This is a genomic window from Microbacterium sp. MMO-10 (assembly GCF_037148715.1).
Classification (GTDB): Bacteria; Actinomycetota; Actinomycetes; order Actinomycetales; family Microbacteriaceae; genus Microbacterium.
The window spans coordinates 438,392-454,019 of sequence record NZ_JBBCSV010000002.1; the positions used below are offsets into that span (position 1 = coordinate 438,392).

The window sequence follows — 15,628 nt, forward strand, 5'->3', positions numbered from 1 at the left end:
AGCACGGCGCGCGGAGAGCGGGGCCGCCCAGCGCCGAGGGGCGCCCTCCGAGAGGAGGACGCCCCATGACGAGCCCTGTTCAGGCCTTGCGCATGTACGCCCGCACGGTGAGCGGCGCGAAGATCGCGACGATCACCACGGCGCCGAGGAGTGACACCCAGGCGTCGGCACCGAACGCGCCCGTGTTGACCAGATCGCGCACGGCGGTCACGAGATGCGAGACCGGGTTGACGTTCACGAACCACTGCAGCCAGCTCGGCATCGTGTCGACCGGGACGAACGCGTTGGAGAGGAACGTGAGCGGGAACAGGATGAGCATCGAGATGCCCTGCACGCTCGACGCGGTCCGGGCGATGACGCCGGCGAAGGCGAAGATCCAGCTGATCGCCCAGGAGCACGCGATCACCAGCAGGCCGGCGGCGACGACAGCGCCGAGACCGCCCGCCGGACGGAAGCCCATGATGAAACCCATCGTGAACGTCAGCACGGTGGCGATGCCGTAACGGATCGTGTCGGCCAGCAGCGCCCCGGACAGCGGCGCGATACGCGCGATCGGCAGCGAGCGGAAGCGGTCGAACACGCCCTTGTCCATGTCCTCGCGCAGCTGCACGCCGGTCACGACCGAGGTCGTGATCACGGTCTGCACGAGGATCCCGGGGATGATCACGGGCAGGTAGTTCGTGACGTCGCCGGAGATCGCTCCACCGAAGATGTAGGTGAACATCAGGGTGAACAGGATCGGCTGCAGGGTCACGTCGACCAGCTGCTCCGGGGTCCTGCGGATCTTGATGAGGCCGCGGGCCGCCATGGTGACGGTGTTGCGCAGCGTCAGGGACAGGCTCGGGCGCGGGTCCGGCCGGCGCTCGGAAGCGGGGACGATACGACCGGCGACAGGGGCGAGAGTGCTCATGCGCGGACCTCCTGGATCTGTGCGGCGGTGGGATCCCCGGCGGGCTCCTCCTCGGCCGGGTGGCCGGTGATGGTGAGGAACACCTCGTCGAGGGTGGGCTTCTGCACGCTCACCTCCGCGAGACCGATCCCGGCCTCGCGGAACGTGATCAGCAGATCGGCGATCCGGTCGGGGTCGGCCATCGGAGCGGTGATGCGGGACGCCTCGGGCGAGAGGACGCCGCGGACGCCGAGGGTCTGCTCGATCGCGCGCAGCGCGTCGGCCGTGTCGGCGGCGTCGCGGACGCGGAGCTGCAGCGAGGAGGTGCCGACGGAGGCCTTCAGGTCGTCCGGGGTGCCCTCGGCCACGACCTTGCCCCGGTCGATCACGGCGATGCGGTCGGCGAGCTGGTCGGCCTCGTCGAGGTACTGCGTCGTCAGCAGCACGGTGGATCCGGTGCTCACGAGCTCGCGGATCGTGTCCCACATCTGCCCGCGCGTGCGCGGATCGAGGCCGGTGGTCGGCTCATCGAGGAAGATCAGCGGCGGCTGCGCGAGGAGCGAGGCGGCGAGGTCGAGGCGCCGCCGCATGCCGCCGGAGAAGTTCTGCAGCGGACGCTTCGCCGCCTCGGACAACCCGAACCGATCGAGGAGATCCGCGGACTTCGCCTTCGCCTCGCTGCGGCTCAGACCCAGCAGACGGGAGAAGATCATGAGGTTCTCGGTCGCGGAGAGCGTCTCGTCGACCGAGGCGAACTGCCCGGTGACGCCGATGAGCTGCCGCACGACGTGCGGCTCTCGGACGACGTCGTGCCCGAACACGCGGCCGGTGCCGCCGTCCGGACGCAGCAGCGTCGCGAGCATGTTGATGGTGGTCGTCTTGCCGGCGCCGTTCGGGCCGAGGACGCCGTAGACGGCGCCGGTGCGCACCTGCAGGTCGACGCCGTCGACCGCGCGGTTCGCACCGAACACCTTCACGAGTCCGTCGGCCTCGAGGGCCCAGTCGGTGGTGGAGTTCGTCATGTTCCGAGCATCCGGCCCGCCGCTTTCGGACCGCTGTCGTGTCGCTGTCGTACGCTGTCCGGCGCTGTCCGCGGCGGTGCCGTCGAGCGTCGGCCCCCCCGGGAGCGGGCCTGTCGCCGGCGCCGGACGCGACGGCGCGCCGACCTAGGATGGAGGGATGGGATCCCGGATCGGCGTCGCCGTCATGGCCGCGCTCCTCGTGCTGTACATCGCACTCGTCGGCTGGCGCGCGGTGGTGCTGCTCGGGTCGGGGCAGGCGCTCGGGATCACCATGGGCGCAGCCCTGCTCGTGATGCCGCTGATCGGAGCATGGGCGCTGGTGCGCGAGCTGCAGTTCGGCCTCGCGGCCGACCGCCTCGGCCGCACGCTGAACGACGAGGGCGGGATGCCGGAGGCGCCGGAGCACCTGCGCTCGAACGGGCGCCTGCTGCCCGAGGACGCCGACCGTCTCCTGGCGGAGTACGGCGCAGCCGCCGAGGCGGGCCCGGAGGACTGGCGCGCGCAGTACCGCCTGGGCGTGGTCCAGGATGCGGCCGGTCGGCGGAAGGATGCGCGCGCCGCGATCCGCGCCGCGATCCGACTCGCGAAGTAGGTGCTCCGCCGTCTTCGGGCGACGGCGGGCCACCGGTCTCGCGGACCGCGGCGCAGGACCGGTCTCTGATGCGAAAGGGCCGCGCCTCCGAGGAGGCACGGCCCTTCGAGGTTCGCGAGGCGTTCAGGCCAGGGTCGCCTCGAGCGTGATCTCGATGCCCGACAGCGCGGCGGAGACGGGGCAGCCCACCTTCGCCTCCTGAGCGAGGCGCTGGAAGGTCTCGGCGTCGAGGCCGGGGACCGTCGCGTTCACGTTGAGGTGGCTGCCGGTGATGCCGACGCCGGGCTTGAACGTGACGGACGCGGTCGTGTCGACCCGCTCCGCGGGGGTGCCGTTTCCGGCCAGCGCGTGCGAGAGCGCCATGCTGAAGCAGGAGGAGTGCGCGGCGGCGATGAGCTCCTCGGGAGTGGTCGTGGTCTCGGACCCCTCGGAACGGGCCTTCCAGTTCAGGGGGAACGTGCCCAGGTGCGAGGAGGAGAAGGAGACGGATCCCTCGCCTTCGATGAGACTTCCGGTCCAGGTGGCAGCGGCTTCGCTCGTGACGGACATGGGATCCTCCGATCGGAATGGGTGAGGCTGCCAGCCTATCGACCGGGCCCGGAGGGATCCGTACTTCTCAGGGAAGTCGCGGCGCCCGGCCCAGGATGCCCGCGCGCTGGAGCAGCAGGTAGAGCTGGCAGCCCAGGCAGAGGCCGAAGGCCGCGTTCAGGAAGGCAGCCACGAACGCCATCGCGGTGGCGATGGGCAGCGCCCACGGCACGCCGAGCAGATGCAGCAGCAGCCCGACCGTCACGACGAACAGGCCCACGCCCTGGGCGAAGCGCGGCGGGCGCGGGTCCTCCAGCTCGGCCGGAGGATCCAGGCGCGGGCGGACGAGTGTGCGGAACAGCAGGCTCCACGGCTGGGTGCGCGGCGAGAGCACGCCCCAGAGGAAGAGCAGCGCGATCACGAGGGTGAGCAGGAACGCCGGCTGGGCGGCGCGCAGCAGCAGGATCTGAAGCCAGAACGGGCGGCCGGCGATGAAAGCGAAGTCACCGGAGGCGTAGGTGGCGTCCGCGAGCGGCTGATACGCGAACCAGCCGAAGGAGATCGTGGCAGGTGGCGATCCTGCGACGAGTCCCAGCACGGTCGCGACGAGGAGCAGGGCGGAGGTGATCCACGCGGCGAAGCGCGGGCCGCGGGGATCGATGCCGGCGGGAGCGGTCATGGACGGGCCTCCTGAGGAGTCGTGGCGGCGAGCGCGGCGAGCACGTCGGCCCGCGCGGGCACGCCGGTGAAACGGGAGCGGATCCTGCCCTCCGGATCGACGACGAGCGTGGTCGGCGTCGAGAGCACCTTGTATCGCGCGGCGAGGTCGGAGCGCGAGGTGAGGTCGACCTCCGCCAGCACGACGCCGGCGCGCTCGTCGGCGACGGAGCCGAGCATGCGCCGCACCTGCGGGCAGCGTGCGCAGAACTCGGTGCTGAACTGCACCAGCGTCGCCTGGGACCCGAGCGGTCGCATGAGGTCGGCGGGATCCACGTGCCGGTCGCCGTGCACGACCACGGCCCGGCCGTCCCGCCGGCGCAGGAGCAGACCGGCCACGACGGTCGCCGCGAGCAGCGCGGCGCCGATGAGGAGGGCGATCGGCAGGGGCATGCTCCGAGGCTACGTCCGAGTCGGCAGGGCAGGGGCGGATATGACGGTTCGAGTCAGCGTGCTCCCGCCCGCCGCCGCTCGCCCGCCGGTACGCTGAAAGCCATGAGCGCCACGATCCCCACGCCGTACGAAGACCTGCTCCGCGACGTGCTGGCCACGGGCACGCACAAGGACGATCGCACCGGCACGGGAACGACCAGCGTGTTCGGGCGCCAGATCCGCTTCGATCTCTCACAGGGCTTCCCGCTGATCACCACCAAGCGCGTGCACTTCAAGTCGATCGCGTACGAGCTGCTCTGGTTCCTGCGCGGCGACTCGAACGTGCGCTGGCTGCAGGAGCACGGCGTCACCATCTGGGACGAGTGGGCCAACGCCGTCGGCGACCTCGGACCGGTGTACGGAGTGCAGTGGCGTTCCTGGCCGACGCCCGACGGCGGGCACATCGACCAGCTGCAGCAGGTGATCGACCAGATCCGGAACTCGCCGGATTCGCGCCGCATCATCGTCTCGGCCTGGAACCCGGCGGACATCCCCGACATGGCGCTCGCCCCCTGCCACGCCCTGTTCCAGTTCTACGTGGCCGACGGCAAGCTGTCCTGCCAGCTCTACCAGCGCAGCGCCGATCTCTTCCTCGGCGTGCCGTTCAACATCGCCTCCTACGCGCTGCTCACCCTCATGGTGGCGCAGCAGACCGGCCTCGAGCCGGGCGACTTCGTGTGGACCGGCGGCGACTGCCACATCTACGACAACCACCTCGAGCAGGTGCGCGAGCAGCTCACCCGGGACCCCTACCCGTACCCGACGCTGCGGATCACCCGGAAGCCGGACTCGATCTTCGACTACGCGTACGAGGACTTCTCCGTCGAGGACTACCAGCACCACCCGGCGATCCGGGCGGCGGTGGCGGTGTGATCGCCGGAACGCGCATCGGGCTGATCTGGGCGGAGGCGGAGGACGGCGTGATCGGCGCCGGCGGCACCATGCCCTGGCACGTGCCGGAGGACCTCGCCCACTTCAAGGAGGTCACCCTCGGAGCCCCCGTGGTCATGGGTCGGCGCACCTGGGAGTCCCTTCCCGAGCGGTTCCGTCCGCTACCGGGACGCGAGAACGTCGTCATCACGCGGCAGACGGGATGGCGCTCCGACGGCGCGCGCACCGCAGGATCGGTCGCCGACGGCCTCGCCGGTCTCGACGAGGCCTGGGTGATCGGGGGCGGCGAGATCTTCCGCGAGGTGATCGGCCATGCCGACCGTCTCGAGGTGACCGAGCTCGACCTCGATGTGCCCGGCGACGCCTTCGCTCCGTCGCGCGAGGGGTTCCGCCTCGTCTCGGAGGGGGAGTGGCAGACCAGCCGGACCGGGATCCGCTTCCGTTTCCTCGGCTACCAGCGCTGACCGCATCCCCGTTCCGACAGGAGGACCCGTATGCCCGTCGCCCTCATCACCGGCGCCAGCGCAGGACTCGGTGCCGAGTTCGCCCGTCAGCTCGCCGACCGCGGTGCGGACCTCGTGCTGGTCGCCCGGTCGGATGACGCGCTGCAGGCGCTCGCCGCCGAGCTGCGCGCGAGCCATGGCGTCGCCGTCGAGGTGTTCCTCGCCGACCTCGCCGAGGAGTCGGACGTCGATCGCGTGGCGCAGCGGATCGCCGACGCGGCACGCCCGATCGACCTGCTCGTGAACAACGCAGGGTTCGGGCTGCCGCTGCACTTCGCCGACAACGACATCGCGGACGAGGTGCGGCACCTGCGCGTCCACGTCGAGGCGCCGATGCGGCTCATGCACGCGGCCCTGGGGGTCATGCGCGGCCGCGGCGGACGGATCATCAACGTCGCCTCGGTGGCCGGATTCATCTCGCGGTCGACGTACTCCGCGTGCAAGGCGTGGCTCATCGGATTCAGTCGCTGGGCGAACGGCGAGTACGCGCGCGACGGCGTCACGGTCACCGCGCTCTGCCCCGGGTTCGTGCACACGACCTTCCACTCCCGGATGGGCCTCGGCGCCGGACAGGAAGGGGTGCCGCGGTTCCTCTGGCTGGATGCCCCCTTCGTCGTCCGCCAGGGACTGCGCGCCGCCGCGCAGGGCAGATCCGTCGTGATCCCGTCGCTGCGCTACAAGGCGGTCATCCTCGGTTCGCGACTGGTCCCGCGTTCGCTCACGACGCGCATCGCCCGCCGCGGCCGCATGTAGTCCGCCGAACCTCGCGCGCGGATCCGGGCCGTTCTGCAGGGAGCTTCCGTGTTCTGCAGGGCCGTGAGCCCGAACCGCCCACCAACGCCGCGTCTTTCTGCGGAAAGGGCGACGGTGGGCGGCCCCAGACCCTGCACATTGACCTACCCTCCCTGCACAACGGCTTGCTCGCCGTCCCTCCATTCGTCCTCCACAGATCGGCCTCCGGACGAGTTGTCCACCGATCGCGTGATCGGCAACCGGCGCGCCTGTGCAGGCGGGCATCATCGAGCGGGTGTCGATCGAACGAGTTCTGGCCGGGTACGGCGGCGTGGCGCGCCGCGCACAGCTCGAGAGCCACGGGATCCGCCGGGCGGCGATCGCCCGGGCGATCGCCGACGGCGGGGTCATCCTCGTGCGCAAGGGCGTCTACGCACTCGCGCACGTCGATGCGGACGTGCTGACTGCGGCCAGGCACGGAGGTGAAGTCGGCTGTGCGGGGGCGCTCCGGCAGCGGGAGTGTGGATCCTGGACGATGCCGAGGAGGGGAGTGCGGCGCCGTCCTCTCGACCCCACGTCTGGATCGGTCCATCCGGTCGACAGCACCGACATGCCGCTTGCCGGTGCCGGACGCATCACGAGACGGGGGAGCGCGGCGTTGGGTTCGGCTTCGTGGATGTGCTCCTCGCACTGATGCAGTTCGCGTGCTGCGCCTCGCCCGAGGCGTTCTTCGTCGCTGTCGAGTCGTCGCTGCATCTCGGCCTGATCGGCTTGGCCGGCGTGCAACGCCTGCGCGAGAGTCTTCCGACGCGCTTCCACGAGCTCCTCGACCTCGCTGACGACCGTTCGGAGAGCGGATTGGAATCTCTGCTGAAGCTGGGCCTGCGACGCTGCGGAATCACCCTGGCGGCCCAGGTGCAGATCGACGGTGTCGGTCGTGTCGACTTCGTGCTCGGCGGCCGTATCATCCTCGAAGTCGACGGGCGTCTCAACCACGATGGCGCGTCACACCGGCACAAGGACCTGATGCGCGACGCCAGGGCTGCCGCTCAGGGGTATGAGACCCTGCGGTTCGACTACGCGATGATCGTGCATGACTGGCCGACCGTTCTCGCGGCCATCGAGGGGCGGCTCGCCGCGCTCGGGGCCGTTGTGCAGGGAGCCTCCGTCGTTGCGCAGGGTCGTTGAGCAGATCGGTGGATCTCCCGGGCGAGATTCCGCGGGGCGTCAGCGGAGCGCGACGCGGCGTCCCTGCAGAACGCCCCACCCGCCCTGCACATCGGCGTCCGCGGCGCGGCACCCGTGCCGCCTGCACAGCGGCCCGCATCGGCGTGGCGGCCTGCACCCGGCTCAGGCGAAGCGGCCGAGACGGATCCCCGCGTACGCGAGGGCGGCGATCGTCTCGCCGTCGCGGATGCGTCCATCGGCCACCATCGCGAGCGCCTCGGCGAACGGCACCCACGCCAGTTCGTCGATGCCCTCTTCGGCCTGCGTGAGCGTGCTGTCCTCGGCCTGGCGCAGGCCCCGGGCGAGGAAGACGTGCTCCGGCGCGACGGTCACCCCGTTGAGGGCGTTCATCGTGCCGATCGGCGTCCACTCGTCCGCTTCGAGTCCGGTCTCCTCGAGCAGTTCGCGGCGTGCGGCGACGAGCGGATCCTCGCCGTCGGTGCCCCCGGCGGGCACCTCGATCGAGCGTCCGGTCGTGTAGCGGTCGATCGTGACCAGGCACACCCGGTCCTCCGTGTCGAGGGCGACGACGAAGACGGCCGGATTCTTCAGCGCGACGACCCCGTAGATCCCGTCGCCCGCGGGTCCCGAGACCTGATCCTCGCGGACGGAGATCCAGCGATTGTCGTAGACGATGCGCGATTCCCGCGTGTGCCAGGCCATGGCGGGAGCCTAGCCGCCGTGCCCGGGCGTCCAGGACCGCGAGCGCGCCTAGGCTCGGAGCATGGGCTGGTTCGGGAAGAAGAAGGATCCGCTGGACGCGAACGAGATGCTCCGGCGGTACAACGCGCAGGAGGCCGAGCGCCTCGCCGCGGCCGGGATCGCTCCGAGCGCGGGAATCGCCTCGGTCGCGAGCACGGTCTCGACCGGCGGGGGCTCCGAGTTCGTCGTGGAGGACGTCTTCACGATCACGGGGCGCGGGCAGGTCGCCACAGGCAGGACCACGACGGGCGCGATGCGCACGGGCGACCGGGTGGTGGTCCTCCGCGGATCCGCGCAGACGGGCGCCAGCACCATCACCGGGATCGAGATGTTCCGGAAGAAGGCCGATGAGGCGCCGGTGGGCGTCGCCGCCGGACTGCTCCTCAAGCCGAGCGTCGACCTCGCCCGTGGAGACGTCATCCGGGTGACGCCGACAGCGTGAGGCCGCCCCGAGCAGATACGCTGGAGGCATGACGCACACGGGCAATCCCTTCGGACAGGTGCTCGTCGCCCTCATCACCCCGATGACGGCCGACGGCGAGGTCGACTGGCCTTCCGTCGAGAAGCACATCGACCGCGTCATCTCGGACGGTGCCGACGGCATCGTCGTCACCGGTACCACGGGGGAGACCTCGACCCTCACCGACGCGGAGAAGCTGCGCCTGGTGGAGGTCGGCAAGGACGTCGCCGCCGGGCGCGCGAAGATCATCACGGGCGGCGGCTCCAACGAGACCGCGCACGCGATCGAGCTCTACAAGGCCAGCGAGAAGGCCGGCGCGGACGGCATCATGATCGTCACGCCGTACTACAACAAGCCCACCCAGGCCGGCATCCTGACCCACTTCCGCCTCGTCGCGGACGCGACCGATCTGCCGGTGATCCTCTACGACATCCCCGGGCGCACGGGTGTGCCGATCAAGTACGAGACGATCCTGCGCCTCGCCAAGCACCCCAACATCCTCGCCGTGAAGGACGCCAAGGGCGACTTCTCCGAGGTCAGCCGTGTGCTCAACCAGACCGACCTCATGTACTTCTCCGGCGACGACTCGAACGTGCTCCCGCACCTGTCGATCGGCGCGACCGGCCTCATCGGCGTGACGGCGAACATCACCTCGGCGCCGTACCGCGCGATCGTCGACGCGGTGAACCGGGGCGATCTCGCCGCGGCCACCGCCGAGCACAAGCGCCTGGAGCCGCTCGTGCGCGCCGCGATGACGCACGTGCCCGGCACGGTGTCGGCGAAGTACATCCTGCACGGCCTCGGCCGCATCACGAGCCCCCGCGTCCGCCTGCCCCTCGTGGGGCCGGAGGAGTGGGAGGCCGCTCTCATCGAGGACGAGCTCGCGCTCGTCAAGGACATCCCGGGCGCGGACTTCTCCGACTTCCGCCCCGACCGCAATGCCGCCGCCGGCGGCGCCCTCCCCAAGGTGCACGGCACGACCCGATGAGGGCGTGGCCGACGGGCATCGGGCCCGGACAGGACGGATCCGCGCGGAACGCGCACTCGGATCCGCTCCTATTCGGCGGGGGGACCACGAACATCGGGCGCGCCGCGCGCCCCGCCTAGGAGGCACCACATGACCATTCCCCTCGCCGAGCCCGAGACGCTCGCACCCGGCACGCTCCGCGTCACGCCCCTGGGCGGACTCGGGGAGGTCGGCCGCAACATGACGATCTTCGAGTACGACGGCAAGATCCTCGTGGTCGACTGCGGCGTGCTCTTCCCCGAGGAGCACCAGCCGGGCGTCGACCTGATCCTGCCCGACTTCGAGCCGATCAAGGACCGCCTGGACGACATCGTCGGGGTCGTGCTCACCCACGGTCACGAGGACCACATCGGCGCCGTCCCCTACCTGCTGCGTCTCAAGGCCGACATCCCCCTGATCGGGTCCGGGCTCACCCTCGCCCTCGTCGAGGCGAAGCTCAAGGAGCACCGCATCAAGCCCTTCACCCTCACGGTGAAGGAGGGCCAGCGCGAGCAGGTCGGGCCGTTCGACCTCGAGTTCGTGGCGGTCAACCACTCCATCCCCGACGCGCTCGCCGTCGCGATCCGCACGCCGGCAGGAATGGTGCTCGCCACCGGCGACTTCAAGATGGACCAGCTGCCGCTGGACGGCCGCATCACGGATCTGCGGGCTTTCGCGCGTCTGGGCGAGGAGGGCGTGGATCTGTTCCTCGTCGACTCCACGAACGCCGACGTGCCGGGCTTCACGCCCACGGAGCGCTCGATCGGTCCGGTGCTGGACCAGGTGATCGGCAAGGCTCCGCGCCGCGTGATCGTCGCGAGCTTCTCCAGCCACGTGCACCGCGTGCAGCAGGTCATCGACGCCGCGCACGCGCACGGCCGCCGGGTGGCCTTCCTCGGGCGCTCGATGGTGCGCAACATGACGATCGCGGAGCAGCTCGGCTACCTCAAGGTGCCCGACGGCGTGCTCATCGACTACAAGAAGGCGCGCGACCTGCCCGACGATCAGATCGTCTACATGTCGACGGGGTCGCAGGGCGAGCCGATGGCGGTGCTCAGCCGCATGGCCAACCTCGATCACGCGATCGAGCCGGGCCCCGGCGACACGGTGATCCTCGCCTCGAGCCTCATCCCCGGCAACGAGAACGCCGTCTACCGCGTCATCGACGGCCTGACCAAGCTCGGCGCGAACGTCGTGCACAAGGCCAACGCCCGCGTGCACGTCTCGGGCCACGCCGCAGCCGGCGAGCTGATCTACTGCTACAACATCCTGAAGCCGAAGAACGTGCTCCCCGTGCACGGCGAGTACCGTCATCTGATCGCGAACGCCAAGCTCGCGCAGGACACCGGCATCGACGCCGAGCGCACCATCGTCGGATTCAACGGAACCGTGATCGACCTCAAGGACGGCGTCGCGCGCGTCGCCGGACAGCTCGACATCGGCTTCGTGTACGTGGACGGCTCCACCGTCGGCGAGATCACCGACGCGGATCTGAAGGACCGGCGGATCCTCGGCGAGGAGGGCTTCGTGTCCGTCATCGTCGTGGTCGACTCCACGACCGGGCGGATCATCTCGGGTCCGGAGATCCACGCCCGGGGTGTGGCGGAGGACGACTCGGTCTTCGACGACGTCGCCCCGAAGATCGTCGCGGCCCTCAAGGAGGCGGCGGGCAACGGCGTGCGGGACAACCACGCGCTGTCGCAGATCGTGCGGCGCACGATCGGGCGCTGGGTGAACCAGAAGCTGCGTCGCCGGCCCATGATCGTGCCGCTCGTCATCGAGGCCTGATCGAGCGCCGGCCCTCACGCAGGGTCTGTGCGGCTCTGGTGCGGCCGTAGGCCCGCAATCCCGCGGAATGCCGCGTCATTGCGGGCCGATGTCGGTCCGCGGGCCTAGCGTGGAAGCATGCCCAGGAGTTCCTCTGCGACCAAGAGCGCGGCCGACAAGCCCTCGACGCGCAGTCGCTCCACGTCCGGGGCGAAGCCGCGTGCCCAGGCCAAGGCGGCGCCCGCCCCGAGGAAGTACGTCGACGAGCCGGACAAGCCGCCGGTGGCGGTGCGCGCCTGGACCGGGCTCGCGCACGGCGTCGGGGGTCTGTTCCGCGCCTTCGGGCTGGAGACCCTGGAGAAGGACCAGCGCCGGGACGGGTTCCCGTTCCTGCTCGTGCTCCTCGCCGTCGCCGGAGCCGTCAACGAGTGGTTCTTCATCGGCAGCGCCGTCGCGTCCAACATCAGCGCCTACTCGGTGGGGGCGCTGATCGGGCGCGCCGCCTTCATCATGCCCGTGCTGCTTCTCCTGCTCGCCGGCTGGCTGTTCCGCCACCCGTCGTCCGTGCACGACAACGGACGGATCGGGATCGGCTTCGGCCTGTTCGTCGTGGCCCTCGCGGGCTTCTGCCACATCGCCGGCGGCATGCCGCAGCCGCGCCAGGGCATGGTCTCGCTGAGCGCCGCCGGGGGATTGTTCGGCTGGCTCCTGGGGCAGCCGCTCAGCTACCTGACGACGATCCCCGCCTACATCGTGCTGTCGCTGCTGGCCGCGCTCAGTGTGCTGATCCTCACCAAGACCCCGCCGAACCGGATCGGACAGCGGCTCGGCGACCTGTACGCCTGGATGTTCGACGCGGAGCGCGCGCCGAAGGCGGCACCGGCCGAGGACGCCGTCGTCGACGAGGCGGAGAAGGTCGACGACCCCGACGTGCTGCCCTGGTGGCGGCGGAACAAGACGGGGCGTGAAGAGGATCCGGACGGCGGAGCCGGGTCGCAGGATCTCACCGAGCTGCTCACGGCTCAGGACGACACCCCCACCGTCGCCCAGGCGACGGCCTATGACCAGGCGGTCATCAAGGACGACGACCCGTACGACGCCGCGACCGAGGTGCTCACCGACGTGCGCGCCGTCGCCGACTCCCTCGCGGAGCAGCAGAGCACGGCCCTGCTCGACGACGGGGACACCGGTGAACTCGAGCTGGCGGGCTTCGACGGCTTCGGCACGGACGGACCCGGGGATCACGGTCTGCAGGCCCCGCTGGCGCCGTACATCCTCCCGTCGCCGGGGGCGCTCAAGGCGGGTCCGCCGTCGGTGGCCCGCTCCGAGGCGAACGACCGCGTCGTCGAGCAGATCACCAACGTGCTCACGCAGTTCAACGTCGATGCGAAGGTCACCGGCTTCTCGCGCGGTCCGACGGTGACGCAGTACGAGGTCGAGGTCGGGCACGGCGTCAAGGTCGAGAAGATCCTGCAGCTGAGCAACAACTTCGCCTATGCCGTCGCGTCCAACGATGTCCGCATCCTCTCGCCCATCCCGGGCAAGAGCGCGATCGGCATCGAGATCCCCAACGCCGACCGCGAGACCGTGGCCCTCGGTGACGTGCTGCGCTCCGCGGCCGCCCAGAAGAGCACGCACCCCCTGACGATCGGCGTCGGCAAGGACGTCGGCGGCAACTTCGTCGTCGCGAACCTCGCCAAGATGCCCCACCTGCTCGTGGCCGGATCCACCGGATCCGGAAAATCGAGCTTCGTGAACTCGATGATCACCAGCCTGCTCATGCGGGCGCGGCCGGCCGACGTGCGCATGGTGCTCATCGACCCGAAGCGCGTCGAGCTCACGAGCTATGCGGGCGTCCCGCACCTCATCACGCCCATCATCACGAACCCGAAGAAGGCCGCCGAGGCGCTGCAGTGGGTCGTGAAGGAGATGGACATGCGGTACGACGACCTCGCGTCGTTCGGGTTCCGCCACATCGACGACTTCAACCGCGCGGTGCGCGCCGGCGAGGTCGAGGTCCCGCCGGGCAGCGAGCGCGTGCTCAAGCCCTACCCGTACCTTCTCGTGGTGGTCGACGAGCTCGCCGACCTCATGATGGTCGCCCCGCGCGACGTCGAGGACTCGATCGTGCGCATCACCCAGCTCGCCCGGGCGAGCGGCATCCACCTGGTGCTCGCGACCCAGCGACCCAGCGTCGACGTCGTCACGGGCCTGATCAAGGCCAACGTGCCGTCCCGTCTCGCGTTCGCGGTGACGAGCGTCACCGACAGCCGCGTCATCCTGGACAGCCCGGGAGCCGACAAGCTGATCGGACAGGGCGACGCGCTCTTCTCCCCGATGGGATCCTCCAAGCCCTTCCGCCTGCAGGGTGCCTGGGTCGATGAGAGCGAGATCGACGCGGTCGTCAAGCACGTCACCGGCCAGGCACGCCCGGAGTACCGTCCGGACGTGGCCGAGGCGGTCGAGGGCAAGAAGAAGGAGGTCGACGAGGACATCGGCGACGACCTCGAGCTCCTGCTCGCCGCTGCCGAGCTCATCGTGTCGTCGCAGTTCGGGTCTACCTCGATGCTCCAGCGGAAGCTGCGGGTCGGGTTCGCCAAGGCGGGGCGCCTCATGGACCTCCTCGAGTCGCGGGAGATCGTCGGCCCGTCCGAGGGATCCAAGGCCCGTGACGTGCTGGTGACCCCCGAGCAGCTGCCCGGTGTGCTGGCGCGGCTGCGGGGAGACGACGCACCCGCCGCACCCGCGCCGGCCGCTCCCGTCCCTGCTGCCGCGCCCGCAGCGGCGCTGCCCCCGCGTCCGGCGGACCCGGTCCCCGCGTCGTCGGGGCCCGGCTTCGACCGCTACGGCGAGGATCCGCTGGAGGCGCAGTACCGCGGTCTCCCGGAGGTCGAGGCGGAGTCTGATGAGGACGCCTGGGGCCTGACGGGGCGCGACTGATGGCGATCCCGCGTCAGCTGCCGAACGCGATCACGGTCGCCCGGATCCCGCTCGCCGTCGTCTTCTTCGTGCTGCTCCTGCTCGGCGGCACGTACGGGGCGAGCCAGCCGGTGTTGCGCTGGGTGGCCGCCGGTCTGTTCATCCTCGCGATCTCGACCGACTGGGTCGACGGCTATCTCGCCCGCAGGTACGACCTGGTCAGCGACTTCGGCAAGCTCTGGGATCCGATCGCCGACAAGCTGCTCACCGGAGCCGGGTTCATCGGCCTCGCCATCCTCGGCGAGGTGTGGTGGTGGCTGGTGCTGATCATCCTGATCCGGGAGTGGGGGATCACGATCCACCGCTTCACGATCGTCAAGGAGCATGTCGTCGCGGCGGCCTGGATGGGCAAGATCAAGACGACCGTGCAGGGAATCGCCCTGTCCTGGGCGCTGCTGCCGCTGCAGGCGTGGATCGGTCTTCCGGCGTGGACGATCATGACGACGGTACTGATGATCGCCGCGCTGATCCTGACGATCCTCAGCGGCATCGACTACGTCGTCGCTCAGGTGCGCGGTTCTCGGACTGATCGCGAGACCGGCGTCTGATGGACGACGTCGCGCCCCGGGCCGCGGTCGTACTGGACGCGCTGCGGGAGCGGGGCATGACCCTGGCGGTCGCGGAATCGCTCACCGGTGGGGCGCTGTGCGCCGCGATCGTCGCCGTTCCCGGCGCGTCCGACGTGCTCAACGGTGCGGTGGTCGCCTACGCCACGCCGGTCAAGTCCTCGCTGCTCGGCGTCGATCCGGAGCTGCTCGAAGCCCGCGGGCCCGTCGATCCGGACGTGGCCCGGCAGATGGCGATCGGGGCGCGTGCGGCCCTCGCTGTCGACGGGCGGCCGGCGGACGCCGGTCTCGCCACCACGGGAGTCGCCGGACCCACGGCGCAGGGCGGGCAGCCCGTCGGCACCGTGCACATCGGCGTGAGCGTGGGGGAGCGCGTGCTGAGCCGTCGGTTCCTGTTCGCGGGCGACCGCGCCGCGATCCGGGCGGCGACCGTGGAGGCGGCGCTCGAACTGCTTCTCGAGACGGTGACGGACGACGGATCCGGCCAGGGCGCGCCCGGCGTCCCGCAGCGGGAATAGAGTGCTTCTGGATGAAGTTGAGTCGAGTGTGCTCACATTCAATGCACAGGACGAAACAGTAGTGTCGAACATGTCAGGTCGGGTTAGACTGACCATC

At 70.4% G+C, this 15,628-nt stretch carries 17 protein-coding genes; 11 read left to right on the forward strand and 6 right to left on the reverse strand.

Annotated features, from left to right (window positions below; translation table 11 throughout):
* Positions 1-79: 79 nt before the first annotated feature.
* Both WFJ17_RS06435 and WFJ17_RS06440 read right to left on the reverse strand, forming a co-directional pair.
* A complete protein-coding gene (locus WFJ17_RS06435) occupies positions 80-910 on the reverse strand; it encodes an ABC transporter permease (protein ID WP_336647976.1) in 831 nt (276 codons plus the stop codon).
* Positions 907-1,911 carry an ATP-binding cassette domain-containing protein gene (locus WFJ17_RS06440; RefSeq protein WP_336647977.1) on the reverse strand — a complete coding sequence of 335 codons (1,005 nt, stop codon included), beginning with the start codon at positions 1,909-1,911 and terminating at the stop codon, positions 907-909. Before WFJ17_RS06440 ends, WFJ17_RS06435 begins: the two co-directional genes overlap by 4 nt.
* A gap of 157 nt (positions 1,912-2,068) precedes the next feature.
* Between WFJ17_RS06440 and WFJ17_RS06445 the strand changes: the two genes are divergently transcribed.
* Positions 2,069-2,503: a hypothetical protein gene (locus tag WFJ17_RS06445; protein WP_251444499.1), complete on the forward strand. Its 435-nt coding sequence runs from the start codon at positions 2,069-2,071 to the stop codon at positions 2,501-2,503.
* Between the two features lie 123 nt (positions 2,504-2,626).
* Here WFJ17_RS06445 and WFJ17_RS06450 read toward each other — a convergent pair whose 3' ends face one another.
* The 3 genes from WFJ17_RS06450 to WFJ17_RS06460 form a co-directional block, all read right to left on the reverse strand.
* A complete protein-coding gene (locus WFJ17_RS06450) occupies positions 2,627-3,052 on the reverse strand; it encodes an OsmC family peroxiredoxin (RefSeq protein ID WP_251444497.1) in 426 nt (141 codons plus the stop codon).
* A 67-nt stretch (positions 3,053-3,119) separates the two neighbouring features.
* On the reverse strand, positions 3,120-3,710 hold the full coding sequence (locus tag WFJ17_RS06455; protein ID WP_251444494.1) for a DUF4395 domain-containing protein: 591 nt from the start codon (positions 3,708-3,710) through the stop codon (positions 3,120-3,122).
* On the reverse strand, positions 3,707-4,141 hold the full coding sequence (locus WFJ17_RS06460) for a thioredoxin family protein (protein ID WP_336647978.1): 435 nt from the start codon (positions 4,139-4,141) through the stop codon (positions 3,707-3,709). Before WFJ17_RS06460 ends, WFJ17_RS06455 begins: the two co-directional genes overlap by 4 nt.
* A gap of 102 nt (positions 4,142-4,243) precedes the next feature.
* On the opposite strand from WFJ17_RS06460, the gene WFJ17_RS06465 reads away from it, so the two are divergent.
* From WFJ17_RS06465 to WFJ17_RS06480, 4 genes are all read left to right on the forward strand, one after another.
* Entirely contained in the window at positions 4,244-5,053 is an 810-nt protein-coding gene (locus WFJ17_RS06465) for a thymidylate synthase (RefSeq protein ID WP_336647979.1), read from the forward strand.
* Positions 5,050-5,535, forward strand: coding sequence for a dihydrofolate reductase (locus tag WFJ17_RS06470; RefSeq protein WP_308220693.1), 486 nt, complete (start codon positions 5,050-5,052; stop codon positions 5,533-5,535). The genes WFJ17_RS06465 and WFJ17_RS06470 overlap by 4 nt, the downstream gene beginning before the upstream one ends.
* A 30-nt stretch (positions 5,536-5,565) precedes the next feature.
* Positions 5,566-6,327 carry an SDR family NAD(P)-dependent oxidoreductase gene (locus tag WFJ17_RS06475; RefSeq protein WP_251444489.1) on the forward strand — a complete coding sequence of 254 codons (762 nt, stop codon included), beginning with the start codon at positions 5,566-5,568 and terminating at the stop codon, positions 6,325-6,327.
* 651 nt (positions 6,328-6,978) lie between these two features.
* Positions 6,979-7,494: an endonuclease domain-containing protein gene (locus WFJ17_RS06480; protein WP_336647980.1), complete on the forward strand. Its 516-nt coding sequence runs from the start codon at positions 6,979-6,981 to the stop codon at positions 7,492-7,494.
* A gap of 162 nt (positions 7,495-7,656) precedes the next feature.
* Here the strand turns inward: WFJ17_RS06480 and WFJ17_RS06485 are convergent, their stop codons facing one another.
* The gene (locus WFJ17_RS06485) at positions 7,657-8,196 is read right to left on the reverse strand and encodes an NUDIX domain-containing protein (protein ID WP_292880782.1); all 540 of its coding nucleotides are present in this window, start codon (positions 8,194-8,196) and stop codon (positions 7,657-7,659) included.
* A gap of 61 nt (positions 8,197-8,257) precedes the next feature.
* Between WFJ17_RS06485 and WFJ17_RS06490 the strand changes: the two genes are divergently transcribed.
* From WFJ17_RS06490 to WFJ17_RS06515, 6 genes are all read left to right on the forward strand, one after another.
* A complete protein-coding gene (locus WFJ17_RS06490; protein ID WP_336647981.1) occupies positions 8,258-8,677 on the forward strand; it encodes an EF-Tu/IF-2/RF-3 family GTPase in 420 nt (139 codons plus the stop codon).
* 28 nt (positions 8,678-8,705) lie between these two features.
* Complete coding sequence (gene dapA, locus WFJ17_RS06495; protein ID WP_045273778.1) at positions 8,706-9,683, forward strand: 4-hydroxy-tetrahydrodipicolinate synthase; 978 nt, start codon at positions 8,706-8,708, stop codon at positions 9,681-9,683.
* Positions 9,684-9,812: 129 nt separating this feature from the next.
* Positions 9,813-11,489, forward strand: a complete 1,677-nt coding sequence (locus WFJ17_RS06500; RefSeq protein WP_336647982.1) for a ribonuclease J — start codon at positions 9,813-9,815, stop codon at positions 11,487-11,489.
* A 117-nt stretch (positions 11,490-11,606) separates the two neighbouring features.
* The gene (locus tag WFJ17_RS06505) at positions 11,607-14,408 is read left to right on the forward strand and encodes a DNA translocase FtsK (RefSeq protein WP_251444479.1); all 2,802 of its coding nucleotides are present in this window, start codon (positions 11,607-11,609) and stop codon (positions 14,406-14,408) included.
* Positions 14,408-14,995, forward strand: a complete 588-nt coding sequence (gene pgsA / locus WFJ17_RS06510; protein ID WP_336647983.1) for a CDP-diacylglycerol--glycerol-3-phosphate 3-phosphatidyltransferase — start codon at positions 14,408-14,410, stop codon at positions 14,993-14,995. The genes WFJ17_RS06505 and pgsA overlap by 1 nt, the downstream gene beginning before the upstream one ends.
* Positions 14,995-15,531, forward strand: coding sequence for a CinA family protein (locus WFJ17_RS06515; RefSeq protein ID WP_336647984.1), 537 nt, complete (start codon positions 14,995-14,997; stop codon positions 15,529-15,531). Before pgsA ends, WFJ17_RS06515 begins: the two co-directional genes overlap by 1 nt.
* Positions 15,532-15,628: the final 97 nt, after the last annotated feature.

Coding starts and splice junctions, on each gene's coding strand:
- WFJ17_RS06465 (WP_336647979.1), top strand. CDS start 4,244: ATGAGCGCCACGATCCCCACGCCGTACGAAGACCTGCTCCGCGACGTG.
- WFJ17_RS06460 (WP_336647978.1), bottom strand. CDS start 4,141: ATGCCCCTGCCGATCGCCCTCCTCATCGGCGCCGCGCTGCTCGCGGCG.
- WFJ17_RS06485 (WP_292880782.1), bottom strand. CDS start 8,196: ATGGCCTGGCACACGCGGGAATCGCGCATCGTCTACGACAATCGCTGG.
- WFJ17_RS06455 (WP_251444494.1), bottom strand. CDS start 3,710: ATGACCGCTCCCGCCGGCATCGATCCCCGCGGCCCGCGCTTCGCCGCG.
- WFJ17_RS06500 (WP_336647982.1), top strand. CDS start 9,813: ATGACCATTCCCCTCGCCGAGCCCGAGACGCTCGCACCCGGCACGCTC.
- WFJ17_RS06440 (WP_336647977.1), bottom strand. CDS start 1,911: ATGACGAACTCCACCACCGACTGGGCCCTCGAGGCCGACGGACTCGTG.
- WFJ17_RS06435 (WP_336647976.1), bottom strand. CDS start 910: ATGAGCACTCTCGCCCCTGTCGCCGGTCGTATCGTCCCCGCTTCCGAG.
- WFJ17_RS06445 (WP_251444499.1), top strand. CDS start 2,069: ATGGGATCCCGGATCGGCGTCGCCGTCATGGCCGCGCTCCTCGTGCTG.
- WFJ17_RS06515 (WP_336647984.1), top strand. CDS start 14,995: ATGGACGACGTCGCGCCCCGGGCCGCGGTCGTACTGGACGCGCTGCGG.
- WFJ17_RS06490 (WP_336647981.1), top strand. CDS start 8,258: ATGGGCTGGTTCGGGAAGAAGAAGGATCCGCTGGACGCGAACGAGATG.
- pgsA (WP_336647983.1), top strand. CDS start 14,408: ATGGCGATCCCGCGTCAGCTGCCGAACGCGATCACGGTCGCCCGGATC.
- dapA (WP_045273778.1), top strand. CDS start 8,706: ATGACGCACACGGGCAATCCCTTCGGACAGGTGCTCGTCGCCCTCATC.
- WFJ17_RS06450 (WP_251444497.1), bottom strand. CDS start 3,052: ATGTCCGTCACGAGCGAAGCCGCTGCCACCTGGACCGGAAGTCTCATC.
- WFJ17_RS06475 (WP_251444489.1), top strand. CDS start 5,566: ATGCCCGTCGCCCTCATCACCGGCGCCAGCGCAGGACTCGGTGCCGAG.
- WFJ17_RS06505 (WP_251444479.1), top strand. CDS start 11,607: ATGCCCAGGAGTTCCTCTGCGACCAAGAGCGCGGCCGACAAGCCCTCG.